General features: G+C 36.3%; 28 protein-coding genes and 3 pseudogenes. 14 read left to right on the forward strand and 17 right to left on the reverse strand.

Annotated features, from left to right (window positions below; translation table 11 throughout):
• Positions 1 to 100: 100 nt before the first annotated feature.
• Positions 101 to 394: pseudogene (locus BR72_RS20330) on the reverse strand (sortase); the annotation flags it as partial.
• Positions 395 to 472: 78 nt separating this feature from the next.
• Positions 473 to 787, reverse strand: a pseudogene (locus tag BR72_RS20335) (SpaA isopeptide-forming pilin-related protein); the annotation flags it as partial.
• Between BR72_RS20335 and BR72_RS20340 the strand changes: the two are divergent.
• Positions 779 to 1,102: pseudogene (locus tag BR72_RS20340) on the forward strand (AraC family transcriptional regulator); the annotation flags it as partial. The pseudogenes BR72_RS20335 and BR72_RS20340 overlap by 9 nt on opposite strands.
• A gap of 137 nt (positions 1,103 to 1,239) precedes the next feature.
• On the opposite strand, the gene BR72_RS20345 reads toward BR72_RS20340, so the two are convergent.
• The gene (locus BR72_RS20345; RefSeq protein ID WP_051957368.1) at positions 1,240 to 1,653 is read right to left on the reverse strand and encodes an excalibur calcium-binding domain-containing protein; all 414 of its coding nucleotides are present in this window, start codon (positions 1,651 to 1,653) and stop codon (positions 1,240 to 1,242) included.
• 789 nt (positions 1,654 to 2,442) lie between these two features.
• On the opposite strand from BR72_RS20345, the gene hblC reads away from it, so the two are divergent.
• The 4 genes from hblC (at position 2,443) to BR72_RS20365 (ending at position 7,715) form a co-directional block, all read left to right on the forward strand.
• On the forward strand, positions 2,443 to 3,762 hold the full coding sequence (hblC, locus tag BR72_RS20350; protein WP_035436210.1) for a hemolysin BL lytic component L2: 1,320 nt from the start codon (positions 2,443 to 2,445) through the stop codon (positions 3,760 to 3,762).
• 70 nt (positions 3,763 to 3,832) lie between these two features.
• A complete protein-coding gene (hblD, locus tag BR72_RS20355; protein ID WP_035436213.1) occupies positions 3,833 to 5,062 on the forward strand; it encodes a hemolysin BL lytic component L1 in 1,230 nt (409 codons plus the stop codon).
• Positions 5,063 to 5,092: 30 nt separating this feature from the next.
• Complete coding sequence (gene hblA / locus BR72_RS20360; RefSeq protein WP_035436216.1) at positions 5,093 to 6,220, forward strand: hemolysin BL binding component B; 1,128 nt, start codon at positions 5,093 to 5,095, stop codon at positions 6,218 to 6,220.
• Positions 6,221 to 6,593: 373 nt separating this feature from the next.
• On the forward strand, positions 6,594 to 7,715 hold the full coding sequence (locus BR72_RS20365; protein WP_035436219.1) for a ClyA family alpha-helical pore-forming toxin: 1,122 nt from the start codon (positions 6,594 to 6,596) through the stop codon (positions 7,713 to 7,715).
• Positions 7,716 to 7,918: 203 nt separating this feature from the next.
• Here the strand turns inward: BR72_RS20365 and BR72_RS20370 are convergent, their stop codons facing one another.
• From BR72_RS20370 to BR72_RS20395, 6 genes are all read right to left on the reverse strand, one after another.
• Complete coding sequence (locus BR72_RS20370; RefSeq protein ID WP_035436222.1) at positions 7,919 to 8,683, reverse strand: 2-phosphosulfolactate phosphatase; 765 nt, start codon at positions 8,681 to 8,683, stop codon at positions 7,919 to 7,921.
• Positions 8,684 to 9,055: 372 nt separating this feature from the next.
• Positions 9,056 to 9,709, reverse strand: coding sequence for a potassium channel family protein (locus BR72_RS20375; protein ID WP_035436225.1), 654 nt, complete (start codon positions 9,707 to 9,709; stop codon positions 9,056 to 9,058).
• Positions 9,710 to 9,742: 33 nt separating this feature from the next.
• A complete protein-coding gene (locus tag BR72_RS20380) occupies positions 9,743 to 11,080 on the reverse strand; it encodes a TrkH family potassium uptake protein (protein ID WP_035436229.1) in 1,338 nt (445 codons plus the stop codon).
• A gap of 270 nt (positions 11,081 to 11,350) precedes the next feature.
• Positions 11,351 to 12,325 carry a phosphotransferase enzyme family protein gene (locus BR72_RS20385; RefSeq protein WP_035436232.1) on the reverse strand — a complete coding sequence of 325 codons (975 nt, stop codon included), beginning with the start codon at positions 12,323 to 12,325 and terminating at the stop codon, positions 11,351 to 11,353.
• A 224-nt stretch (positions 12,326 to 12,549) separates the two neighbouring features.
• Positions 12,550 to 12,747 carry a hypothetical protein gene (locus BR72_RS20390; protein WP_035436235.1) on the reverse strand — a complete coding sequence of 66 codons (198 nt, stop codon included), beginning with the start codon at positions 12,745 to 12,747 and terminating at the stop codon, positions 12,550 to 12,552.
• Between the two features lie 11 nt (positions 12,748 to 12,758).
• Complete coding sequence (locus tag BR72_RS20395) at positions 12,759 to 13,049, reverse strand: DUF3986 family protein (protein WP_035436238.1); 291 nt, start codon at positions 13,047 to 13,049, stop codon at positions 12,759 to 12,761.
• Between the two features lie 95 nt (positions 13,050 to 13,144).
• Between BR72_RS20395 and BR72_RS20400 the strand changes: the two genes are divergently transcribed.
• The 3 genes from BR72_RS20400 to BR72_RS20410 are packed head-to-tail and all read left to right on the forward strand — an operon-like array spanning position 13,145 to position 15,745.
• Positions 13,145 to 14,170: an ABC transporter substrate-binding protein gene (locus tag BR72_RS20400; protein ID WP_442852850.1), complete on the forward strand. Its 1,026-nt coding sequence runs from the start codon at positions 13,145 to 13,147 to the stop codon at positions 14,168 to 14,170.
• Positions 14,171 to 14,181: 11 nt separating this feature from the next.
• The gene (locus BR72_RS20405; RefSeq protein ID WP_035436244.1) at positions 14,182 to 14,946 is read left to right on the forward strand and encodes an ABC transporter ATP-binding protein; all 765 of its coding nucleotides are present in this window, start codon (positions 14,182 to 14,184) and stop codon (positions 14,944 to 14,946) included.
• Positions 14,939 to 15,745 (forward strand): ABC transporter permease, encoded by an 807-nt coding sequence (locus BR72_RS20410; protein ID WP_035436247.1) that lies wholly within the window; start codon positions 14,939 to 14,941, stop codon positions 15,743 to 15,745. The genes BR72_RS20405 and BR72_RS20410 overlap by 8 nt, the downstream gene beginning before the upstream one ends.
• 22 nt (positions 15,746 to 15,767) lie before the next feature.
• Here BR72_RS20410 and BR72_RS20415 read toward each other — a convergent pair whose 3' ends face one another.
• From BR72_RS20415 to BR72_RS20430, 4 genes are all read right to left on the reverse strand, one after another.
• Positions 15,768 to 16,166, reverse strand: a complete 399-nt coding sequence (locus BR72_RS20415) for an RDD family protein (protein ID WP_035436250.1) — start codon at positions 16,164 to 16,166, stop codon at positions 15,768 to 15,770.
• A gap of 168 nt (positions 16,167 to 16,334) precedes the next feature.
• On the reverse strand, positions 16,335 to 17,420 hold the full coding sequence (locus BR72_RS20420) for a hypothetical protein (protein ID WP_035436253.1): 1,086 nt from the start codon (positions 17,418 to 17,420) through the stop codon (positions 16,335 to 16,337).
• A 491-nt stretch (positions 17,421 to 17,911) separates the two neighbouring features.
• Positions 17,912 to 18,391, reverse strand: coding sequence for an RNA deprotection pyrophosphohydrolase (ytkD, locus tag BR72_RS20425; protein ID WP_035436256.1), 480 nt, complete (start codon positions 18,389 to 18,391; stop codon positions 17,912 to 17,914).
• An 81-nt stretch (positions 18,392 to 18,472) separates the two neighbouring features.
• Entirely contained in the window at positions 18,473 to 18,787 is a 315-nt protein-coding gene (locus BR72_RS20430) for a hypothetical protein (protein ID WP_035436259.1), read from the reverse strand.
• 189 nt (positions 18,788 to 18,976) lie between these two features.
• On the opposite strand from BR72_RS20430, the gene BR72_RS20435 reads away from it, so the two are divergent.
• The 3 genes from BR72_RS20435 (at position 18,977) to BR72_RS20445 (ending at position 19,804) form a co-directional block, all read left to right on the forward strand.
• On the forward strand, positions 18,977 to 19,207 hold the full coding sequence (locus BR72_RS20435; RefSeq protein WP_035436262.1) for a DUF3953 domain-containing protein: 231 nt from the start codon (positions 18,977 to 18,979) through the stop codon (positions 19,205 to 19,207).
• 103 nt (positions 19,208 to 19,310) lie between these two features.
• Entirely contained in the window at positions 19,311 to 19,541 is a 231-nt protein-coding gene (locus BR72_RS20440; RefSeq protein WP_035436265.1) for a YczI family protein, read from the forward strand.
• A 32-nt stretch (positions 19,542 to 19,573) separates the two neighbouring features.
• A complete protein-coding gene (locus BR72_RS20445) occupies positions 19,574 to 19,804 on the forward strand; it encodes a YczI family protein (protein ID WP_035436268.1) in 231 nt (76 codons plus the stop codon).
• Positions 19,805 to 20,303: 499 nt separating this feature from the next.
• Here the strand turns inward: BR72_RS20445 and BR72_RS25940 are convergent, their stop codons facing one another.
• The 3 genes from BR72_RS25940 to luxS all read right to left on the reverse strand — a co-directional run bounded on the left by BR72_RS25940 (position 20,304) and on the right by luxS (position 21,343).
• On the reverse strand, positions 20,304 to 20,495 hold the full coding sequence (locus tag BR72_RS25940; RefSeq protein WP_231559737.1) for a hypothetical protein: 192 nt from the start codon (positions 20,493 to 20,495) through the stop codon (positions 20,304 to 20,306).
• Complete coding sequence (locus tag BR72_RS20455; protein WP_035436273.1) at positions 20,492 to 20,752, reverse strand: hypothetical protein; 261 nt, start codon at positions 20,750 to 20,752, stop codon at positions 20,492 to 20,494. The genes BR72_RS25940 and BR72_RS20455 overlap by 4 nt, the downstream gene beginning before the upstream one ends.
• Positions 20,753 to 20,869: 117 nt before the next feature.
• Positions 20,870 to 21,343 carry an S-ribosylhomocysteine lyase LuxS gene (luxS, locus tag BR72_RS20460; protein WP_035436275.1) on the reverse strand — a complete coding sequence of 158 codons (474 nt, stop codon included), beginning with the start codon at positions 21,341 to 21,343 and terminating at the stop codon, positions 20,870 to 20,872.
• 536 nt (positions 21,344 to 21,879) lie between these two features.
• Here luxS and yidD point away from each other — a divergent pair.
• Positions 21,880 to 22,110 carry a membrane protein insertion efficiency factor YidD gene (gene yidD / locus BR72_RS20465; protein ID WP_035436278.1) on the forward strand — a complete coding sequence of 77 codons (231 nt, stop codon included), beginning with the start codon at positions 21,880 to 21,882 and terminating at the stop codon, positions 22,108 to 22,110.
• Here yidD and BR72_RS20470 read toward each other — a convergent pair.
• Positions 22,107 to 22,670 (reverse strand): beta-class carbonic anhydrase, encoded by a 564-nt coding sequence (locus BR72_RS20470; RefSeq protein WP_035436281.1) that lies wholly within the window; start codon positions 22,668 to 22,670, stop codon positions 22,107 to 22,109. The genes yidD and BR72_RS20470 overlap by 4 nt on opposite strands.
• Positions 22,671 to 22,888: 218 nt before the next feature.
• On the opposite strand from BR72_RS20470, the gene BR72_RS20475 reads away from it, so the two are divergent.
• On the forward strand, positions 22,889 to 24,235 hold the full coding sequence (locus BR72_RS20475; protein WP_035436285.1) for a cytochrome ubiquinol oxidase subunit I: 1,347 nt from the start codon (positions 22,889 to 22,891) through the stop codon (positions 24,233 to 24,235).
• Positions 24,225 to 25,253: a cytochrome d ubiquinol oxidase subunit II gene (gene cydB / locus BR72_RS20480; protein WP_035436288.1), complete on the forward strand. Its 1,029-nt coding sequence runs from the start codon at positions 24,225 to 24,227 to the stop codon at positions 25,251 to 25,253. Before BR72_RS20475 ends, cydB begins: the two co-directional genes overlap by 11 nt.
• The last annotated feature ends 4 nt before the right edge of the window (positions 25,254 to 25,257 follow it).

Genomic DNA, 25,257 nt, shown 5'->3' on the forward strand with positions numbered 1-25,257 from the left:
AGCTTGCCTCAAAGATATACAAACAAAAAAAGGATTCGAATTTTCTATTCTAAGAGAAATTCAAATCCTTACAACGATTCATAAAAGCAATATTTTAATTTTAACTTTCCTGTCTTTGTCTCTGTTTCTTCTTTCTTATATAGATAATCAGCGCAAGCACAACTAAAGCAGCCACGGAAACTCCTATCACCCAATCTTCTATCATGAATGGTTTGGATTGTTTGTTTTCTTTTTCTTTCAGTTCATCCGGTACACGATGACCTTTAACTAACAATCGATGTGTATTTACCCCATAAGGCGTACATGTAAGTAATGTTGCATAATCTTGATCTTTTACAACTAACAAATCATCGATTTCCTTTGGGAGTACAACTTTAATTTGCTCTACTTTATAGATAGGAACTGATTTGGGAGTAATATGCTCTTGTCGCCAGCCAATTGCTTACAAATGGATACAGAAAAATACCAAGTCCTAATAAAAAAATGCAGCCATTACTACAAGACCTACTACAGTAAAGAGAATTGTTCCCATACCACCTGTGGAAGGAAGGATCCAACCACTTTTGTTGTTTTCTACATTCAATTTGATTGTTTTGTGCTCTGCATCGATTGTTACATCAATTGGGTCTCTTAATTGTTGATAAGAAGTTGTTGAACCATCATCTTTTTTATAAGTTGGTGCTTTCGTTTCGACAACTTGATATTCTCCATATGGGAGGTTATTCCATGAAATCATGCCATTTTCATCTGATACACCTTTTACTTCTTTTCCTTCTACGACTACTATTATTCAGTACCTATAATTAAAAAAATGACTTTAATTCATATAGGCATTTTATTATATTACATGATTTATAATAAAGAATTAGATGTAAACACTTTTTGGAAGAAAAATAAATTATTAGAAGAAACTTCCTATACAATTGTAAATCCTGATTTATATATTTCAACCCGTCGTCAAAATAATCCAAGTAATTATGATGTATCATTAGAAAGGAAATTTTTCACAAACATCAAGGAAGGAAACAAGAAAAAAGGAATAGAATATGCGTATGCATTCCCACAAGAAGATGCTGTAACTTTATCAAAAGGAAAATTACTTTTCGAATCATACACTCCACCTACTATTTTTTAAAATGAATTTATATAGTTATCTTGATTGTTAAGTATAACCTTATCAATAAGAAGCGAGTAACATACAAAAAAAGATTCGCGTATTAAGCGAATCCTTTTTTGTATTTACTTATCACAAGCGATCCCATCGCCACCTCGGTCTAGCTTAGAAGAATAATCGGGGTGACCTTTCGAAATATTGGAGAACCCGGCTGCTTTTGCTTCTTTACAGCTGCTAAAATGGGATTCACCTTGTGGTAAGTTGTTATTTGGTTGTTGTTGTACTTTATTTTCCGTACTATTTGGCGTGTTATTTTCACGATCCGCCACTGCAACATCTTCATATGTACTGCTTTCTTGTTGTTTTTTTACTTCTTCCTGCTTTTTCTTTTCCTCTTCTTGCTTCTTTTGTTCCTCAATCTTTTTTTGTTCTGCTGCTTTTGTATCCTTATTTTCTGTCGCCTTCGCATTATTACCGCATGCCGCTAAACTAAAGGCAAACACACTACAAATAAGTAGTGTTACTAACTTTTTCAACACCTAATACTCCCCCTAGAACAACCATATAAATAATTACCTCATCTATTTTACCAAATATATAAGTTCATATTTGGTACATTTTGTCGTGATAACTTTATATTCCACTAAAGGGATTAGAGCCTTATTTTACGAAATTCACAAATCAACCATTCTGTAAAAAATAATTTATATATATAAATATTATTAAAGGTGTACATTTCGTAATATTTTTAGCATATCTCATCTCATTCCCTACGGAAGGGAATTTTCCCCCGTAATGCTTACAGGGAATATAATTACTATTCATAGGATAATAATATTTTGGATTATTTATTGTTAATATGACCATATTTATATGCAATTTTGCATTTCCTAAATAAAGGAAAGCAACATACAAAGCACTATTAAATTATATTAAAAAAATTTTTTATCAAATAATTCATATAGATAAATACAAATCATTATATTTTAGGCTTAATTATCAAAGTATAATTATTTCACTTAGTAAAGCGATTCATAGTATTTAACTTTTTAGATATAATGTTTTCAAAATACAAAAAACTAAATATCATAATCATCAGATGTAAGCGGTGAAATTTTGTTATTTACTTATTAAAAACATAATGTTTACAATGAGGGCGTAGGGTCCTTACATTCTATAAAAATAGATCATAACGAGAGTTTCTTGGTTTAACATTCTATCCGAAAGAATTCTCCTACCTCAATTATGCAAGGAGAAAACAAAGCGATAGATCGTTCAAGATAGTATAAATAAAATTGTAAAAAGACAATCGTGAAGAGGTGTACGGAATGAAAAATAAAATAATTACAGGATTTTTAATAACATCCATTGTTACTGGAGCGAATATTCCTATCAATGCTCTCGCAACGCCAATCGTTAAAGCCGAAACGCAACAAGAGAACACGGATATTTCCTCATCATTACGAAAATTAGGTGCGCAATCTAAATTAATCCAAACATATATAGATAAAGCTTTAGTAAATCCTAATATACAACTAATGGAAGTCCCATCTTTAAATACGAACCAAGACCTAATCAAGAAAGATATGAACGAATGGTCATCGGAACTTTATCCAAAATTAGTTCTATTAAATGCAAAAAGTAAAGGATTTGTGACTAAATTTAATAGCTATTACCCAGCATTAAAAGGATTTGTAGACAATAAAGAAGATAAAGAAGGGTTTTTGGATAGACTTGAAGTTCTTCAAGACATGGCTATGACGAACCAAGATAACGTGCAGCGTCAAATTAATGAACTAACAGATCTTAAATTACAACTCGATAAAAAACTTACAGATCTCGATACTGATGTGACGAAAGCGCAAGGTGTACTAAGTTCAGATGGAACAGGGAAAATAGACCAACTAAAAAATGAAATACAAAATACCCAAAAATCAATTCAAGATGATTTACAACAAATAGCATTGTTACCAGGCGCTTTAAATGAACAAGGATTTGATATATTCAAAGAAGTCTATAGTCTTTCAAAAGATATCATTGAACCAGCTGCTCAAACAGCGGTAGCAGCGTATAACAAAGGAAGAGAAATTAACAACTCTATTTTAGAAGCAGAGAAAAAAGTAGAGCAGGAATTGAAAGAAAAAGGTAAATCTGCTCTAGAGATTGAAGCTGCCAAAAAAGAAGCTCGTGAAGCAATTGAGAAAAACAAAAAAGGCGAACTAGCTGCAGCTGCAATTACAAAGACACAAGAGTATGACCTTACGAAAGTTATTGACCCTAAAAAAGTCAAAAAAACATATAGTGCCTTCGCTGAAGTAAATAAACTAACAGCAGAGCAACGAGCACATTTAGATGATTTAGAGCAACAAAACCAAAAGTTTTATGATTTAACAAAAAACCTAAAAGTAGCAGATTTACAAAAATCAATGCTTCTTATTACGCAAAATGATTTACATACATTTGCAAATCAAGTAGATGTAGAACTTGACCTACTAAAACGCTATAAAGAAGATTTGAATCTAATCAAAAATAATATTACAAAATTATCTACTAATGTTGATACAACTGACCAGCAGTCTCAAAAAGATACATTAAGACAATTAAAAAATGTAACAAGTTACCTTGGAGAACAAGTTAATAAGTTTTAATGTTACGAATTTAATAAAAATAATATAAAGATTATAAGAATCTATCAAAAAACTGAGAAGGAGAATCGTTATGAAAAAACTTCCATTTAAGGTGTTAGCTGTAGCCACTCTTGCAACGGTTATAACTGCTACTAACGGTAACACTATTCATGTACTTGCACAGGAACAAACCGCTCAAGAACAAAAAGTAGGGAATTATGAATTAGGGCCTGAAGGGCTGAAAAAAGCATTAGCTCAAACAGGATCTAATATTCTTGTAATGGATTTGTACGCAAAAACAATGATTAAACAACCGAATGTAAATTTATCCGGTATTGATTTAGGTTCAGAAGGAGCAGAATTACTCAAAAGCATTCACCTTAATCAGGAACTGTCACGAATCAATGCGAATTATTGGTTAGACACAGCGAAGCCGAAAATTCAAAAAACAGCACGTAATATTGTAAATTACGATGAAGAATTTAAAAATTATTACGATACATTGGCAGCTGCTGTACAAAAGAAAGATAAAGCAGAGTTAAAAGATGGATTAAATGATTTAATCACTACAATTAATACAAATTCACAAGAAGTTACAGAAGTAATTAAGATGTTACAAGACTTCAAAGCAAAACTGTATGACAATTCTACAGGGTTTAAAAATAATGTTGGTGGTCCAGATGGACAAGGTGGATTAACGGCACTATTAGCCGGAAATAATGCACTGATTCCACAACTTCAAGCTGAAATTGAGAAGCTACGTTCTACTCAGACAGAGCATTTTAACAATGTATTAGCATGGTCAATTGGCGGTGGATTGGGAGCATTCATTTTAGTTGCTGCAGCCATTGCAGGAACAGTAGTAATTGTTGTGACTGGCGGTACAGCAACACCAGCTGTTGTTGGTGGTCTTACGGCTCTCGGTGCAGCTGGTATCGGTTTAGGAACAGCATCTGGTGTCATTGCGTCTAAGAATATGGACTCCTATAACGCAATTTCTAACAAAATCGGACAATTAAGTACGAAAGCTGATCTTGCTAGCCAAGCAGTTATTTCGCTTACTAACGCGAAGGCAACTTTGACAGATCTGTATCAAACAGTGGATCAAGCGATACTGTCTCTAACAAGTATTCAACAACAATGGAATAAAATGGGGGCGAATTATACAGATTTACATGATAATGTCGACTCTATGCAAGATCATAAACTTTCTTTAATACTTGATGATTTAAAAGCTGCTAAACAAAGTTGGAGTGATATTCATAAAGATGCAGAATTCATTTCAAAAGACATTGCTTTTACACAAGAAACAAAGAACTAAAAATCAAAACCTATATAGGAGGAATATGAAATGCTAAATAAAATCCCTTACAAAATACTCGCTGCATCGGCGCTTTTAGCTTTGACAACAACTTCTGTAGTCTCACCAGTAGCAACTTATGCAAGTGAAATTAATCAAACTAACAATGGAGATACGTCTCTTTCTGCAAATACAGACGGAATGAAAAAAGCTTTGCAAGATGCTGGAGTATTTGCAAAATCCATGAATGAATATTCTTATTTGTTAATTAATAATCCAGATGTTAATTTTGAAGGGATTACTATTAATGGGTATCCAGATTTACCTGGTAAAATTGTACAAGATCAAAAGAATGCTAGAGCACATGCTGTTACATGGGATACGAAAATAAAAAAACAGCTTTTAGATACATTGACAGGCATTGTCGAATACAATACAACGTTTGATAATTATTATGACACAATACTAGATGCTGTTAATACAGGGGATGGCGATACTTTAAAAGAAGGAATTACAGATTTACGAGCTGAAATTCAACAAAACCGAGAGACTGCAAAAAATTTAATAACAGCATTAACTGAGTTAAGAAATAATGTTGGAGAAGATGTTAGAGCATTTGGAAGCAATAAAGAACAATTGTATTCGATTTTAAAAAATCAAACAGCTGGGCTTGAGGACGATCAAAAACGTTTAGATGAAGTTCTAGGACAAGTAAACTATTATAAAAAATTAGAATCTGATGGCTTTACAACAATGAAGGTTGGCGTTTTTGGCCTATGGTGGATTGGCGGTATAATAGTAGGTACAGCAAGAGATAATTTAGGAAAGTTAAATCCGTATTTAGAAGAACTACGGATGACTGTAGATTCTAAAACAACATTAAATCGTGTAGTTGGCGTTGCATATAATAATACTGATCAGATGCATAAGGCGATTGATAATGCAATTAATGCTCTTACTTATATGCAAACGCAATGGGATGATTTAGATAATCAATATGATGGGGTACTTCAACAGATTAATAAGGCTGCTGGAAAAGCTGATGAAAATAAATTTGGCTACTTAAAACCTACCTTGAAGACAGCTAAAAATCTTTGGAACACATTACACGGAGATGCAGTCACAATAAAAGACGGAATAAAAGAATTAAAAGTGGAAACTGTTACTCCACAAAAATAAGGAAATATCGGTTCTGAATTCAGGAATATATCTTTAAATTTCAGTATAACAATTAGTAATTCCTTATAAATCAAAAAGGCGGAGTCTGATGAAAGACTTCGCCTTTCACTATAAAGTGAAACTTCCATCAGTGGTTTTTTTTTCATCCCCCACTGATGGTTAGTTGAACCAATCGGGCTTTTACGGGCAGTAAGACCCTCACCTATCTTCTTCGATTCTCTCTCAATCTTGAGGTGGGGGTCTTACTGCCCACGAATAGCAGGATAAATACTACGAAACAAAGTTGGGATGATATTCATAAAGATACAGAACTAATTTCACTTTAAAAAAAGAATAGAACTTATAATCAAAACCTGCATAGGAGGAATATGAAATGATGAAAAAAATCCCTTACAAACTACTTGCTGTATCGACATTTTTAACTATTACAACAACTTATGCAGTCACACCAGTAGCAACTTTTGCAAGTGAAATTGTGCAAACTAACAATGGAGATATGTCTCTTTCAGCAAATGAAGAACAGATGAAAAAAGCTTTGCAAGATGCTGGGGTATTTGCAAAATCTATGAATGACTATTCTTGTTTGCTAATTAATAATCCAGATGTGAACTTTCAAGGAATTATTATTAATGGGTATCCAGATTTACCCGGTAAAATTATACAAGATCAAAAGAATGCAAGAGAACATGCTGTTACATGGGATACGCAAGTAAAAGGACAGCTTTTAGATACATTGACAGACATTATTGAATATGATGCAAAATTTGACAATCATTATGGAACATTAGTAGAGGCGATTAATTCCGGGAATGGAGATACTTTAAAGAAAGGGATTACAGATTTACGAGGTGAAATTCAACAAAACCAAGAGCATGCACAAAAATTAATACAAGAATTAACTAAGTTAAAAGAAGATATTGGACAAGATGTTAGATCATTTGGAAGCGATAAAGATCAGTTGCAGTCGATTTTAAAAAACCAAGGTGCTGATGTTGAGGCTGATCAAAAACGTCTAAATGAAGTTTTAGCGGACATAAACTATCAGAGAGACATAGAATCTAAAGGATGGATAATGGTAAAAACCGGCTTTATTCCCGTAATGATTTCTGGTGGTATCATGATAGGTGATGCAAGAGGTAAGTTGGGCTGGTTAGAGCCGGAGTTTGCAAAGTTACGTCAGACTGTAGATTATAAACTAACATTAAATCGTGTTGTTGGCGTTGCATTTAATAATATTGATCAGATGCATAGTGCGATTGATAATGCTCTTAAATCTCTTACTTTTATGTACGATCAATGGAGTGATTTAGATCGTCAATATGGGTCGGTTCTAGGGTTTATTGATAAGACATCTGAAAAAGCTGATCAAAATAAATTTAAATTCTTACTACCTAATTTGAATGCAGCTAAAGACAGTTGGAAAACAGTAAAAACAGATGCGGTCACATTAAAAGAAGGGATAAAAGCATTAAACGTGCAACCTCCACAAAAATAAGGAAATATCGGTTCTTTTAAAGCTTTTGAACAAACATGACAAGCCTAAGTTTAGACTATAACAGTTTTGTGATTTGTAGTATATGAAAAAGCGGAGTCTGATGAAGACTTCGCTTTTTATATAGAATATAAATCTCCTATCAAGAATAAGAGAATATTTCCATCTAGTTAAAGCAACTTTGCAACAGAACCTTAAAGAAGATCTTATTTCACAAAATTTACAAAGCGACCATTCTGTAAAGTGGGTACTACTTGCAGCACATTTAAAGATGCACTATGCGTTACATCTTCTGCAAATCCACGCTCTCGTAACTCCCTACCACTTCCGCAATCCCAAATCAATTCGTTAAGATTGGGTTTTGCAGATTGAAAAGCGCCCATACATAATTGCGCTTCAACTGACTTACTTCCTTGCAATTTTTCCATAATTGCACCTGCACCTAAGTAATCCTCTATTGCTGGTCTCAAGTCATTTTCATCTTCTTTTGGATCTTCCCAATGTTCGCCGCAAGGAACAACTGTTATATTGGCACCTGTTTGTTTTTGGAGATGATTCGCTGCCTCTGCAATTGCCGAAGCGTTAAGTAAACAGCCAATTAAAAGAACCGGAACTTTCGAAGCAATCCACGTACAAGATGCACCGTTTAACGAACATAAAACAAATCTTTTCCCTAAATCAGCACCGCTAAATGTTACTGGAGATAAAGAATGTTTCCCTGTTTTCGCAGCTTCTGCCCTGCTTAGTATGAGCTCTGCACCCAATTGATTCGCATACGCTTTTGCTTTTTCATTCAACGGCGGCGGATATGGAAAAATCTCAGCACCTTCATGTAAAGCAGTAATTACTGCCGAAGAAAAACTAAGAACATCTACAATAATAGTAATATCACCGCGCTTTGCTGCCTCCCTAGCTCCGCGCCGTCCCCACTCGATGCGGCACTGAAATGAAGATTGTGCAAACACTGACATAGAATAGCCTCCATTCATCATTGCTTTCACTCTCATGTTAGCTGCATGATTCAAAAAGAAATAGACTATTTTTCAGAATTTTGATATCATATTGAATAAGGTCTGTATAAAAAAGCGATATAATAGCTTACATATGTAGTGAGCTATTATATCGCTTTTTTCTTAATTTCGTTTATATATCCATTTCAATTTTTGACATCTCTATCTCTGCCACGCAAAACACAGCATACCCGCTACTCGCTTGCTCCTTTTGTTTTAAGCATAACACGTGGTAAAAATAGGCCCTGACCGCTTCTATGCATGGCCAGACGCTCTCGTCTCCCCCTAAAAAGGGGATTCTTGTCGGTTTCATTCTTTCCGAGCTTACTGTGCTTATTCAAAATCTGCAAAACGATGCAAATTTCTCTTTTCTCCAATCATAACTAAACCGTCCCCTTCTTGCACAACTTCATCTGGGGAAGGAGAAATATTAATTCTCCCCTTACTTTTAATCGCAATAACATTTAAATTTAACTTCGCTCGAATATCCAGTTCTTTGATACTTTTCCCTGACATACTGGAAGGCACTTTAATTTCTTCAATATTATAATCTTTGGCGAGTTCAATGAAATTAAGAACATTCGGTAACATCAGCTGATGTGCTACACGCTCTCCCATATCCCACTCAGGGAATACGACCCAGTCGGCACCTAACCTCTCTAACACTTGGCCGTGCCGTTTATTAAGCGCCTTGACTACAACTTTGTTTACTCCTAATTCTTTTAGTACTAAGACTGTTAAAATACTTGCTTGAATATCATTTCCAATTGCCACAATGACTGTATCAATATTCCGAATGCCAATTGCTTTTAATACCTCTTCATCTGTTGCATCTGCAATCACTGCATGGGTGGCAGCATCCTCAAGTTCATTTACACGTTTTTCATTGCTATCTATTGCCAATACTTCATTTCCTGCTTCTACTAATGTATTTACAATACTTGAACCAAACCTTCCTAACCCAATAACTGCGTATTGCTTTTTCATATTCCTATCGCTCCTCTAAGGATAAATAAACACCTAGCCAATCATAATTTTCCCTTTTGGATAACTGAACGGATCTGAATTTCTTCGCAGCGTAACGGCAAAAGCGATGGTCAATGGCCCTACCCTTCCTGCAAACATCGTTAAAATAATGATGATTTTACCAAGCGGAGATAATTCAGGGGTCAGTCCCATAGAAAGTCCTACTGTTCCAAAGGCGGAAGTTGCTTCAAAGAGAATCATTAAAAAGTCCTTCCCTGGTTCTGTTATTGTTAGCAGCATGGTAGCGATTATAACGATAAAAAGACCGGCTAACATAACGGTAAGTGATTTATAAATTGTGTCGTATGCAATTCTTTTCCGAAAAAAGATTACATCTTCTTTTCCTTTTACTTGTGACCTTACTGCTCCTAAAAGAGTTGCAAATGTAGTTGTTTTAATTCCTCCACCCGTCGATCCAGGAGAAGCCCCGATATACATGAGGATAATAATAATAAACAGGGTTGAATGGTGTAAATCTGGAATATTGAGTGTATTTGCCCCAGCTGTTCTTGGCGTGATAGCTTGAAATAAAGAAGCTAAAACTTTCCCAAACGCTGATAACGGTTGTAACGTTTTGGGATTATGAAATTCCAATAAGAAAATTAGAAGCGTTCCTACTACCACTAGCAAAGAACTTGTAAACAAAACTACCTTCGTATGCAAAGAAAGGCGTCTAATCCGTTTATATTCATATACTTCATTCATAACGATAAAACCAATACCGCCCAGTGTAATGAGTGCACAGATTACCAATGTAACAATTGGATCTTCTACATAATCAGTTAAGCTTTTAAAATTTCCCATTATATCGAATCCTGCGTTATTGAAATTTGAAACGGAATGAAAGATCCCGTAATACACCGCTTTGGAAAGCGGCATATCAAACGCAAAACGAATCGCTAATAAAGTCGCGCCGATGAATTCAATTACAACTGTAAAAATAAGAATTCTTTTTGCCAAACGAACAATGCCCGCAATGGACATATTGTTTAACGCCTCTTGTAATAACAGCCTTTCTTTTAGAGAAATCCTTTTTCCTAACAAAACAGAAAAAAAGATAGCAAACGTCATAAATCCTAAGCCACCTACCTGAATAAGTGACAATATAACCAGTTGGCCAAATAAGGTGAACGTTGTCCCGGTATCTACTACGACAAGCCCAGTTACACATGTAGCAGACGTAGCTGTAAACAATGCATTTAACCACGGAAGGCCTTGCCCATCTGTTGTCGCTACTGGAAGCGTTAAAAGAGTCGTACCAATGAAAATAATGAAAGCGAATCCTACTACTAATGTTTTCGGAGGATCCATATAAATCTGTCTGTTCTTCATAGTTGTTTCTCCTATACATTTTTTTAGGAAAACTGCTCGTCTATTCTTTCTTCACATGAAAATACCTAACATATATGTAAGTCGTTGATAAAATAATGGATAAAATCAATATGATGAAAAGCTGTTTTTTGATCAATTTTTCCGGGGGTCACCATCATGATTTCACGTTTATTCCCCATAATCTTTGTATGTTCTTTATTGTAACGATTGCTGTGTTTTTTATGCACGAAAAGAACCCTGTTACGAAACAGGGTTCAAAAAAAAAATTTCTTAAACAAACGTCAAAAAGTCTACATTTGTATACGGAATTTCACGTTCAATCCGATGCTGTAAATCTTGCATTGTATACGCTTGCCACTCTTCTAAACTGTTCGCATCCCACGCCTCGTGAAACAACGTAAATAAAAAGACTTCACGCAGTTTCAAAAAAAGTGGAATTTGCTTTAATATGTCTTTATTCATTGTATGTTCTTTGTTGTATCCCTCGATGAAATACTTCATAAATTCTTGCGGAAACGATACATGTTCCGGTCTTACTGATACCCCTTGCCACACCGCGTGGTAAAATGTTACAGCAATATCTTGAGCAAACCAGTTAAACGAACAATCATCAAAATCAAAAATTGTTAATGTATTGTCTTTAACAAAAAAGTTCCCTTGATGAAGGTCATTATGGATGAGCCCGTATGTATCTTGTTCCTTAGAGAATTCTTGAACTTCTCTAATCATATTTTCATAGCTTACGGCTAACGGTGCACTGATTGATTTTAAAAAGTTCATAGATTTTTTATCGCACTTCCAAATTGGCCTCTCATATGTTTCAAAATTGCTATCATTTTGTTTCGCAATCGCATGCATCTTGCCAATTGTTTGTCCCCAATTTTGAAATAGCTTCGTATTCCATTCTTGTTCATCCGCAACATTCACAAACTGACCAGGCGCTTTTATAAATGAAGTAAGAAAAAATGACTCTTCTTCTATATTTATTTGTTCAATCCCATTCCCGAAACAAGAAGCAACCGGCAAGGAAACATTTACGCCGCCCGCTTGTAAACTACGTATAAAATCCAGTTCACTTTGAATTTGTTTCATACTTCTACGAGAGCGCGGCGTCACTCGTAAAATGCGCCTTTCTCCTTCATATGTATATTCGTATACTTCATTTTGGAATCCGCTCGAGAGTTTCATGCAGCTTTCTTCTTTCCCTCCAAAATATTGCATTGCTTGTTTGACTTTCATATTCATGTTACATCCCTCTTCTTTTTTTTAAAAATAACACTTCTATTTTCATGCCGAAAAAAGCCAAAATTTCCACAGGACACACACGATAAAGTGAAACTTTAATCAGTGGGGGGGTTCTTCATCCCCCACTGATTATTAGTTGAACCAATCGGGCTTTTATGGACAGTTTATCTCCCGCCTAACTTCTTTGCTTTTACTGAATTTTGAGGCGGGAGTATTACTGCCCGTTAATGCGGGATAAAAATGAATGAATAATCACTGAAATCTAATTTTGGTCCCTTCTTCACGTGCATCTCTAACAGCGTATAAAACAAGTTTCCCTTCTTGTACTTATGAATGCTTTTCATCGCATATTTATAAAATAGAGATTGTAGTACTGTGAAACCGATGGTCAATATGAAAAAGAAAAAAAGAAAATCCATCATGGAAATCCTCCTTATTTCTTCTCTATTTTCTCTAATATTTGATGCGCTAACAGCCATTTTTCAAATTTCGCACTTCCCTCTTCCCAGCTAAAATCGCGGGCGAATATTGAAAAGATGTACAATCCATCATTTATATATTTATTCTCCTTCCAAGTCTCTATAGCAAGTCCATACCACGTAAACGGAAAAAAGACATCCCACACATTTTCATTTTTTCTTTTATACGCAACTGCCTCTACATCATAACCATCTTCATAGTAGCCAATATGCGCATGCATACTATTATCATATTCATAATTCATCTCATTCACCTCTTACCTTTCACTTCTTTCCTACTCAAAAAAATTCCTCCTACGTTCACTCACATATAGGCCTTTACCTACATACATTAAAGTAAATGTATTTTGGGAGGTGTCATACGTTGCGAAAAATTCTAGCGTGTTTGTTAATTGTTTTTCTCGCTGCCTTTACATTTGTTGCGTGTAATAAAAAAGAAGAGAGTGCAAAGGTACAGAAAGTGCGCGTTGGTGAGGTGACACATTCATTATTTTACGCTCCGTTATATGTCGCGATGGAAAAAGGATTTTTTAAAGACGAAGGACTCGAAGTTGACCTGCAAACAACTGCTGGCGGCGATAAAACGATGACAGCTTTATTATCAAATGGAATCGATATTGCGCTCGTTGGTTCAGAAACGTCCATTTATGTTTATGCGCAAGGAGCAAAAGATCCGGCGATTAACTTTGCCCAGTTAACACAAACAGATGGGACATTTCTCGTTTCTCGCAAAAAACTTGATTCTTTTAACTGGAATGATCTGAAAGGTACAACTTTCCTCGGTCAGCGTAAAGGCGGGATGCCGCAAATGGTTGGAGAATACGTACTGAAAAAACACGGAATTGATCCGCAAAAAGATACAAAGTTAATTCAAAATATCGAATTTGCGAATATCGCAAATTCCTTTGCATCTGGTACGGGTGATTTCGTGCAGCTTTTTGAACCAACTGCTAGCATTTTCGAAAAAGAAGGAAAAGGTTATATCGTTGCTTCCTTCGGCGTTGAATCCGGAACTGTTCCGTATACAACCTTTATGGCAAAAGAAAGCTTCTTAAAGAAAGATAAGGCAACCGCGGAGAAATTTGCACGCGCTATTTATAAAGCGCAGCAATGGGTCGATACACATGCCCCAGAAGAAATCGCAAAAGCTGTTGAACCACGTTTTAAAGATACGCCAAAAGATATTATGGTAAAAGTCATCGATCGCTATAAACAACAACATTCGTATGCAACGAATCCATTGTTAGATGAAGCGGAATGGAAACAACTGCAAAGCATTATGAAAGAAGCTGGCGAATTACCGAAAGAAGTGCCCCATAAAGAATTAGTGAACACATCCATCGCTGAAAGTGTCATTAAGAAATAGAGGCGAGTCCAATGAAATTTCTAGACCTTTCTAACGTATCTCATTGTTTTTTCTCAAAAGAAAATGCCAGCCTTGTTTTGTCTAATATTTCTTTAACAATCAAAGAAGGAGAATTTATCTCCTTCCTCGGTCCAAGCGGCTGTGGTAAAACAACATTACTTTCCATCATTTCTGGTTTACTACAGCCTATTGAAGGAACCGTCTTTCTCGATGGTGAATGCATCACCAAACCAACGTCATCGATCGGTTATATGCTTCAGCAAGATTATTTGTTTCCGTGGAAAACGATTGAAGATAACATTTCCGTTGGCTTACAGATTACAAAAACATACACATCCAAAACGAAGCAACATGCCTTGCAGTTATTAGAACAAGTTGGCCTGCAAGGTGTTGAGAAGCAATACCCGCGTGAATTATCAGGCGGCATGCGCCAGCGCGCTGCTCTTGTTCGAACACTAGTCACAAATCCGAAAATATTATTACTAGATGAACCATTCTCTGCTCTTGATTATCAAACAAAATTAAAATTAGAAGAACTCGTTTTTTCTATTTTAAAAGAATATAAGAAAACATCACTTCTCGTTACCCATGACATTGAAGAGTCCATTGCGATGAGCGACCGCATATACTTACTACAAGCAAAACCAGGTCGCATTGCGAAAGTATTTTCAGTACCAGAAACGATTCGTTCCCTCACGCCATTTGAAGCACGTCAGCACCATGATTTCTCTTCATTCTTCCAGTTAATATGGAAGGAGTTGGAACAGCTTGGATAATATAAAAGAATTTCATCAAAGCTTCCAAAAACGTGAAACAAAGCGGACAATTGCTGTTCGAGCGCTGCAGTTGCTCCTGCTTATCCTCTTTTTCGCATTATGGGAAATTGCTAGCCGAACCGAGTGGATTGACCCATTGTTATTTAGCTCGCCTTCTAGCATCTTTCATTTACTCATTGCCAAGTGGCAAGATCATTCCCTTTGGCCGCACATATATACAACACTCCTTGAAACATGTCTCGGCTTTATCCTTGGTACACTTCTCGGTACGTGCATCGCCACCTTTTTATGGTGGAGCCCATTCATTGCTCGTGTACTCGATCCGTACCTTGTCGTCTTAAACGCAATGCCAAAAGTAGCGCTTGGCCCCATCATTATCGTCATATTTGGGCCAAATATTTCATCAGCCGTAGCGATGGGTGTCATCATTTCCATCATCGTTACAATCCTTGTCATTTATAGCGCTTTTCAAGAAGTAGACGCCAATTATATAAAAGTTATGCAAACCTTTGGCGCAAACAAATGGCAATGTTATAAACAAGTGATTTTACCAGCATCGTTCCCAGCGATTATTTCCACATTAAAAGTAAATGTCGGTCTCTCATGGGTTGGGGTCATTTTCGGTGAACTGCTCATCTCTAAAGAAGGACTTGGCTATTTAATTAGCTACGGCTTTCAAGTCTTTAACTTTACGCTCGTCTTGCTGAGCGTAATTCTCACATGCGTTCTCGCCACGCTTATGTATGTACTTGTCGCAGCATTTGAAAAGTTCGCTACGCGCACGAAAAAAGCAACCTAACTAATAGTAGGTTGCTTTCTTATTAATCACGAATAACTTGTGTTCCTGCAATAAGATCGTGAATAGAACGTTTATCTTTTCGGAGTGCTACCATAAACGCACTTACAATAACAGCAATTCCAAACGTAACTCCATATACAATGCCAGCTAATAGATAACGTTTTAACGTAGTCCCAATTGTAATTGTCTTTCCATCCATACGTACAATGCGAATGTTTACTGCTTTCTTACCTATTGTAAATCCTATCCATACAATAGGAACGATTAAGTAGTATAGCGTTTGGAAAATACTTATTATTATATCTGATGTATCACTAGACACACCTACTAACATAAAAATCACCAAAAATGGCACTATCACTAGTCCATCGATAAAATTTGCTCCAAATCGTCTCCAAAATCCTGCTAGCTCTTGATTCATATCGTCTTCTCCATTCTATTATGCTCTTTAGATTTTAGATATATTTATAGATTCTCTCCTCTATAAATCGCATCCTAAAACTACACTTAAATTATAACAAATTTCGAGTTAATTCGACATTTTTTTCACATATTATTCCATGGATTATAAAATTAATATTTTTTCATCCTACGCTTCTTCCACTTCCTCCGAAATTTGTTGCAATCCTGCTAGCACTTCAGCTCGCATCTTCACAAGCTCTGGGAATTGATAAAAGAAAGCAATCTTTTGATACTTTACTTCTTTTGACTCTTTCACTTTAGTAGAATCCTGTAAAATGAATGCTGTAAATGTATCAGCAATATCTTCTGCCACGTTTGTTGTTGCATATTCAGTAACAAATTTGTCTTCATGTGCTTTAAAGAACTGCATTTGCGCTTCGACATCTGCTTCTACTTGCTTCTCTTTCCATTCACCTTCAAGTGGCTTCCAAAACTGTTCGTAAAATTGATTCACATACGACTCTTTCTTTGTACAGCCTTCTGTTAAAAACAGCGTCGTACATTTCGCTTCATATGCGGAAATGTCTTTTTCTTCTGTAACATCTTTTATATACTTTTTATCCACAGGAATTTGCGTTTTATTTAACGTTAACACGTGAGCCGTTTCATGAATTAACGTTTTCATCACTTCATTTATATTAACGTCGGAATCTAATGCATCTAAACTTAATACCCAGTTTTCAGGATGATCTTCATTTTGTATCACATGAGCAACGATATTATTATATCCATCCGATACAATATCAAATTCCTTTATATTCTCTCGATATTTTGCTGGTATTAACACACTGTACATTTCCCATAATGCTTCGTGATAATCCGTATCCTTATGAAATGCGCTAATTTCTTCCCTTGCCTCTTTATCATCAGCAAAAACTTTTTGAAGTCTTTTCTTATCTAGCTTTTCAAAATATGGATCTACTAATTCATTATTATCAATATAATAAGATGCTAAAAAGAAGTAACGTTCATCATCTTGTCTTTGATCTTCATACACCGCTAATTTTTCTTTATCTTCTACTTCTGTATATTTTTCTAATTCAGAGATTCCCTGCATGTTCTTATTAACCTTACTCAGGAATGCATCCCCAATTTTTAAGCAATCTTCCTTTGTTTTGCATACTTCTTTTTCCACATTCTTTGCCTTACTACAGCTACTAATCAAGCAAATAAATATGAGCAAAAATAAAAAATGAATATAGTTTTTCCTCATAACTTCCTCCTGCATTCTATTATTTCATTGAAATCATAAGCAATTTTGGTAAGAGATGCAATAACTATATACAAGTTGAAAAACAGATATAAAGAACTTTTGGAACTACTCAGTCACTCTATGAAAAAAAGGCAGAAAAGCATTTTTTTAAATGGGCTGGGAGGGACTGGCCATGCATAGAAGCGGTCCGGGCCTATTTCTACCACGCGCGACGTTTTAAAACAAAGAAAGGCAGCGATGTGCATTGCCATTTGTATCTCCATAGCAGCAATCTATGCGCTGAAAAATGAAAATAACCTTCTATAGGTAATAAGTGGTGTATGGCTAAGTAGTTATGAACTTTTCTTTTTGGAGAGGACGAGAGCGTCTGGCCATGCATAGAAGCGGCAGGGCCTGTTTCTGCCACATGCGAGGTTTAAAACAAAGGGAGTAGCAGTTTATCCCGTACTAACAAACCTACTTCCGTAAAAATAAAAAAGAAATCGGTTGCTCTACTTTGTAAAACAGCCGATTTCTTCTATATGTCGCATTGTGCGCGCTAGTACGTCATCGCGCATAATGAAACTGAAGCGTCTATTTTCTTTAATGTCCTCTGGAATTTGTGTCAATAATACAGATCCCTTCGTTTCTTCATAGTGCGTATGTTGTTCTACGGCACTAATTGTTGCAAAATAAATGTTTTTAATGATTATTTTGTCTTTTCCGGATACTTTATATTGTCCAATATACATTAAGCTCGACACAATACCGCCCGTTTCTTCATGAACTTCACGAACTGCTGCATCTTCCGGTGTTTCCCCCTCTTCTACCTTTCCACCTGGAAATTCAATACCACGGCGCAAATGATGGGTTAATAACCACTGATCTCCGTACCGGCACACAACCCAAACATGCTTTGGCTCAGGAGAAAATGGGTAACGTTCAAACGATAATTGTACAATGTTATGATAGTAATCTTTAAATGTGTACATGCCCTACTCCCCTATTGATGGTTACAAGTTTCTTACCATAAATTGTAGCACATTCTGACTAGTATGACTAATCTTATCCTATCATAGTCCATCAATAATCCCCATCTGTGCTATTAACTCTTTTGCCTCATTATCTCCAAGTTCGTAAATCATTCGATATGCTTTTTGCAATTGTTCATCATACCGATCATTATTGGAATCATGATGATATTCTACAAACGGCACATGCGAACGGACAAACGTCCCAAGATCTTCACGATACGCGTTATCAAAATACTCTCGCAGCCTTAGAATTTCTTCATCCGTCGCTTCAATCGTAAAACTATATGTATTGGCCGTTTTCACTTGTGAAATTTCGCCATTTGCAACCGAAATATAGTATGTTTTCTTATCCATAGAACGTCCCTTCTTTCACCTACTTTACTTTCTATTGTTTTCATTTTTTACAAAAATATGTAAAAACATAATTTGTTTAGTGATAAAATAAACACAAGGGGCGATTCTTAATATTCCGAATAATAAACTCGTAATAAACCTTTTGTGGATTCAACTATTAAGAAAACGGTCATAAAGGAGAGATATAAGATGCTAACAGGATTACGTATTTTCTTTGGACTGCTTGCAGCCGCTATCAGTATATACAGCTTGTCTACCAATAGTGTTTCACTTATGCCTTACATACAATTGTCTCTTGCTCTCATGTTTATCATCATCGGTATTTCCGAAAGAAAAGCTGGACGAAAAGACATGGGCATGACATCCTTTTTCGTTTCTGGATTTCTTTTCTTCGTTGTTATATCAATGTTCCTTCTCTAGACGGATACTGTATTCAGTCTCACCCTTTTAGTAGTGGGTTTCTGAAATAAAAAACGAATTTCTCCATCTTATTTAAAAGGATTAAGTTAAGGAGGGCATGAATATGCTCAAAATAGTACGAATTACTTTTTCTATCATCGCACTACTTTTAGCAACATTGGGACTTTTGACACATAACGCACTATTTTTACCTTATACGTTTCTCTCTTTAGGACTCATGTGTTTCTTTGCTGGTATCGCAGAACTACAAGAACGACGACAACTATCCGGAATTCTCCTTTTTCTTGCTGGTGCATTTGCGTTATATATTCCGCTCTGGGAGTTCTTTCGCTAAAAACTACCCAAAAAATGATAAGGGGGATTACGATGCTAAAGATACTTCGCATTCTATTTAGTACAATTGTTGTAATTCTTGCGGTCTATTCCTTTTCTTCGGAAAACGATCAGTTACTTCTTTATATACAAATCTTCCTCAGTCTTACCTTTATAACGTTGGGAATATCTGAAATTAAAGAACAGCGCAAATCAATGGGGATTTTATTCATTTGTGTTGCTATCTTTATGTTGTTTGTCGCCTTCGTAAAAATGCTCCGGTAATACTCTCGTATATCGGCGATTTTTACGATATATCGATCGAAATAACATATATATCGGCGATTTTTGCAATATATCGGCGATTCGACATGAAATAAAGACCCTTCGACAAAATCCAACATACTTCTACTAATAAAAACCACCCGTGATAACGGGTGGCGACTATGTTCAATAGCCAATCTTCATATATTTACAATCTAAAAGCATTCCTGTTTTTCTCATGTAATCCATTCCTAAAATTCCATCAAATCCATATGATTCTTTTGTTATTCCAAGCTGGATAAGAAATTTATCCCGCTATTCGTGGGCAGTAAGACCCCCACCTCAAGATTCAGAGAGAAGCGAGGAAGATAGGTGGGGGATAACTGCCCGTAAAAGCCCGATTGGTTCAACTAACCATCAGTGGGAGATGAAAAAACTCTCCACTGATGGAAGTTTCACTTTATCTAATTGTTGCCTATCAATATTTATATTCGTAATTTCTTGTTCATAACATGGTTCACTATATCCACCGACACCATACATTCGTTTCGGTTTCCCATTCATTACATCTAACTCTATTCCTACATCTGCTATCAAAAATAGTAGTTGCACATCCTGTATCAAGTAATACATTATCTAGCAAAAGTGTATTCCCATCGTAATGCACTGTAAACGATGCAATTGGAAGACCATGCTCCATTCTAATATTCATATTCGTCCTCGCACGCCAATAAACTGTTGCTCTTCCACTTCAATTTCTTCTTTACTCGTATGGAATATATAAAACTCTCTTTTAGGAAACTCGCGATGTAATTTCTTATAAGCATTCCATGCATCGCTTGTATTTTTGTACTCATCTACCACAGACATTTCTTGAATCATGCGCTTATTGTCTTTTGAATATACAGAAACAGCCTCTATAAGTACAAATGTATGAGGATATTTCCTTCTTACTTCTGACCAGTTCATTACAACCGCCTCTTTATCTTATTATTAGTGTAGCATACTTATTTCTCCTCAATGAAATTGGCTTTTTCGTTATTTACAAATAAAAAAGCTGCCCTTCCCAGGCAGCTTTCCCACGTATTATCCAAACACTTTCTCAAGTTCGTCTTTATCTTGGCTTAACCAGAAATTCATTAAGCGTTTTGCGCCTTCTAAGTCATGAAGTTTTGCTTGGCCGCACTGCGTTTCGTTTGCCGCAGGAATTTCTGTAATTTGTATTGCGTCTTGCAATGTTAACTCTAATAAGTCGATGACTTCGCGTACTGTTGGCGTACCGCTTACGACAAGGTAGTATCCTGTTTGGCAGCCCATTGGCGAAATATCAATAATGTCAAAGTGTGGATAACGATCGATATATTGACGTAAATTAAATGCTAATAAATGCTCTAGCGTATGAATCACATCTGGTTTCATCGCTTGTTTATTTGGTTGGCAAAAACGGATATCAAATTTATTTACGATACCGTCTCTTCCTACTTGATGAACGCCGCAATGTCTTACGTAAGGCGCTTTTACAATTGTATGATCTAATTCAAAGCTTTCTACTGATGGCATATTCATCTCTCCCGCTTTCATTTTTAATCCCTATATATCCAATATGATATAACGGAATTGAAAATTAGTAAAGCATTATATAACTTAATTTCCCAACATCTTTGTCTAGCTTCAGCAGCTAGAACAGTCGGTGGCTTCGCGTCTTCCGCCGAGGCAAAAAGCGCCTCTATGTCAGAAGCTCCATCCCCCTCTTGTTCTGAGCGAGCCGCTTCCGCTTTGTTTTATAAAGTGAAACTTTAATCAGTGGGGGTTTTCTTCATCCCCCACTGATTATTAGTTGAACCAATCGGGCTTTTACGGGCAGTTTATCTCCCTCCTAACTTCTTTGCTTTCGCCGAATTTTGAGGTGGGAGTATTACTGCCCACGAATAGCGGGATAAATCGCTGCCATGCAGACAAAACATGACCTGTACTCACTTTCTACCTTTTGTTTTGATCCTTACATATGGCAGAAAAGATCTTCATTTTCAATGTGTATATATATATGTACAGACCGTGCTATAATACTTACAACATATGCAGGAAAGGAGACTATTATGAAACGCATTTTCATCGGTATTATTCGCTTTTATCAAAAGTTTATTTCTCCGATGACACCGCCAACGTGCCGCTTTCATCCAACGTGTTCTCACTACGGGCTCGAAGCGATTCAAACTCACGGTGCATTAAAAGGGAGTTGGCTTACAGTGAAACGTATTTTGAAGTGCCACCCATTTCATCCCGGCGGATTCGATCCTGTCCCAGAGAAAAAACAGAAGGAAAATTAACCTTCGTAACCATTCACAACGATATCTAACTTTCCAGTGTCCGGATGAATAACAAGTCCGTGTACAGGCACTTCTGTCGGCATAAGCGGATGGTTGTGAAGGATAGAAACGCTGTGCTCTACGCTTTCTTCTACACTTGAGAATCCACGTAAAAACTTCTCTAAATCGATTCCCGAATAACGAAGTGTGTCTAATTTCTCTGCTGAAATGCCGCGCTCTTTCATCTTTTCAATTGTGCTGCTCGCTTGAATTTTCGCCATACCGCAATCATGATGGCCGACTACGCACACCTCATCTGCACCAAGTTCATAAACCGCAACTAAAATGCTGCGCATAATACTTCCAAATGGATGTGAAATAACAGCGCCAGCTACTTTAATAATTTTCACATCACCGTTACGCATGTTCATCGCTTTTGGCAATAGTTCCACAAGACGTGTATCCATACATGAGATGATTACCATTTTTTTATTCGGAAATTTCCCTGTTTCATATTCCTCATACTTTTTACTCTCGACAAATTCTTTATTATATTGCAAAATCTCTTCTAGAGCTTTCATAGTCAATCCCCTCTTTCTTTGTGTAACTATAATGTAAGTGTACCAAAGAACCAAAAAAACCAAAAATGTATTGCTATATCCTAAGAATATAATTTTTCAGACAACAGTCATAATTCTTCCATAATTTCCACACAGTTCTGTAACAACTACCTCGTACCTTGCTCACATTTTCACTATAAACTAAATGTAGATAATGAAAAGAGGGAGTGAGCTTTATTATGTCCGACGTTTTGTTACTGAGTCGTTTTCAATTTGCAATTACAATTTTTTATCATTTCTTATTTGTACCGTTAACACTCGGACTTGTTATTTTAGTAGCGTTCATGGAAACGCAATATGCCCGTACATTAAATCCAACATATCGAAAAATGGCAAATTTCTGGGGTAAGTTATTTACGATTAACTTCGTAATGGGAATTATCACCGGGATTACGATGGAGTTCCAGTTCGGAACAAACTGGTCTGAGTACTCTAAATATATGGGAGATATCTTCGGATCTCCACTAGCAATAGAAGCACTTGTTGCCTTCTTCTTAGAATCTACTTTCATGGGAATTTGGTTGTTCGGTAAAGATAAAATTTCACCAAAGTTCCGTGCTTTCTCTATGTGGATGGTCGCACTTGGAACAAACATTTCTGCACTTTGGATCATCACAGCGAACGGCTTCATGCAAAACCCAGTTGGTTATGTAGTCCGAAATGGCCGCGCTGAATTAAATGACTTTTGGGCACTTGTTACAAATCCATATGCATGGCATATGTTTTTCCACACTGTTGTTGGTTGTTATATCGTTGGTGCATTCTTCGTTATGGCAATTAGTGCGTATCACTTACTACGTAAAAACGACGTTGAATTCTTTAAAAAATCATTTAAGTATGGCTTAATATTCGGTTTATTTGCAGCAACTGCAACACCATTTATCGGTCACGAATCCGGTGCTTTCGCAGCGAAAATGCAACCTGCAAAAGGTGCAGCAATGGAAGCTGTTTGGGAAACTGGAGAAGGACAAGGTTTCTCAATTATTCAAATCCCTGATGTGAAAAATGAGAAAAACTTCGAAGCATTAACAATTCCAAAACTCGGCAGTTTCTTCTACACAAATTCATTTGATGGAAAAATTGTCGGTTTAAAAGATATTCCGGAAGACGAACGTCCAAACGTAAATCTTGTTTATTACAGCTTCCGTTTAATGGTTGCACTTGGTACATTCTTTATGGCACTTACATGGTTTGGTTTCTATTTAAGCCGCAAAGGAAAACTAGAAAACTCAAAACGTTTCTTAAAAATTACAATGTGGTCTGTATTACTTCCATATGTAGCAATTAATGCGGGTTGGATTGTTGCAGAAGCGGGACGTCAACCTTGGACAGTATACAAACTAATGCGAACAGCAGAATCAGTTTCACCAATTTCTGTACCGCAAATTTGGTTCTCTTTAATTAGCTTAGTCTTATTCTACTCTTTACTATTAGTTGCTGATGTGTACCTTATGTTGAAATTTGCGAAAAAAGGACCTGCAGCTTTAGAAGAGACTACAGAGGGGGGTGCAGCTCATGTCTCATGATACACTTGCAATTATTTGGTTCGGCTTATGGGGCGTGATTTGGACAGTTTACTTTATTCTCGATGGTTATGCACTTGGTAACGGAATGATTTTCCCATTCGTTACGAAAGATCGCCAAGAACGCAATCAGTTGCAAGAAGCAATTGGACCGTTCTGGGGCGGGAACGAAGTATGGTTAATTACAGCTGGGGGAGCAACATTCGCTGCTTTCCCAATCACATATGCAAACATGTTCAGTTACTTATATACACCGTTATTCTTAGTATTACTTGCTCTATTTGCTCGTGCAGCAGGACTAGAATTCATGCATAAAGATGATTCACCAGTTTGGCAAACTATTTGTAAATGGACATATGCCGTTGGTAGTTTCTTAATTGCTTTCTTATTCGGTGTTACATTCGCTAACTTGTACTACGGATTACAAATTGGTAAAAATGGCTATGAAGGAAATTTACTTAGCTTATTACACCCTTATGGCATTTTAGGCGGCCTATTCTTCACAGCAATCTTTGTCGTATCCGGTGCACTTTGGGTTATGATTAAAGCGACTGGTGAAGTATCAGATCGTGCTTATAAAATTGCGAAACCATGTTCAATGGCAGCAGCAATCATTCTGGCTATCTTCTACGTTGCAACTGCAAATCGTACAAACTTATTCCAGAACTTCACGGAATATCCTGTACTGTTTTTAATCCCAGCACTTGCGATGTTACTGAGTGTCATCATGATAGTAATGGTTTTCAAACGTAAAATTGGCTTAGCTTTCACATTTGTTTGCTTAACAATCGCTACGTTTATGGCAACTGGTTTTGCTGGTATGTACCCAAGAATGCTACCATCTCGTATTAACGATGCATACAGCACAACATTATTCCAAGCAGCAGGTAGTGAATTAAACTTAAAAATTATGTTCTTTGTTGCCATGGTAATGGTACCAATCGTTATCGGCTATCAATTATGGAGCTACACAATCTTTAAAGAGAAAATTCATAAAGACTCTGCAAAAGGGTATCACTAAAATG

The organism is Bacillus sp. UNC322MFChir4.1 (assembly GCF_000746135.1).
Lineage (GTDB): Bacteria > Bacillota > Bacilli > Bacillales > Bacillaceae_G > Bacillus_A.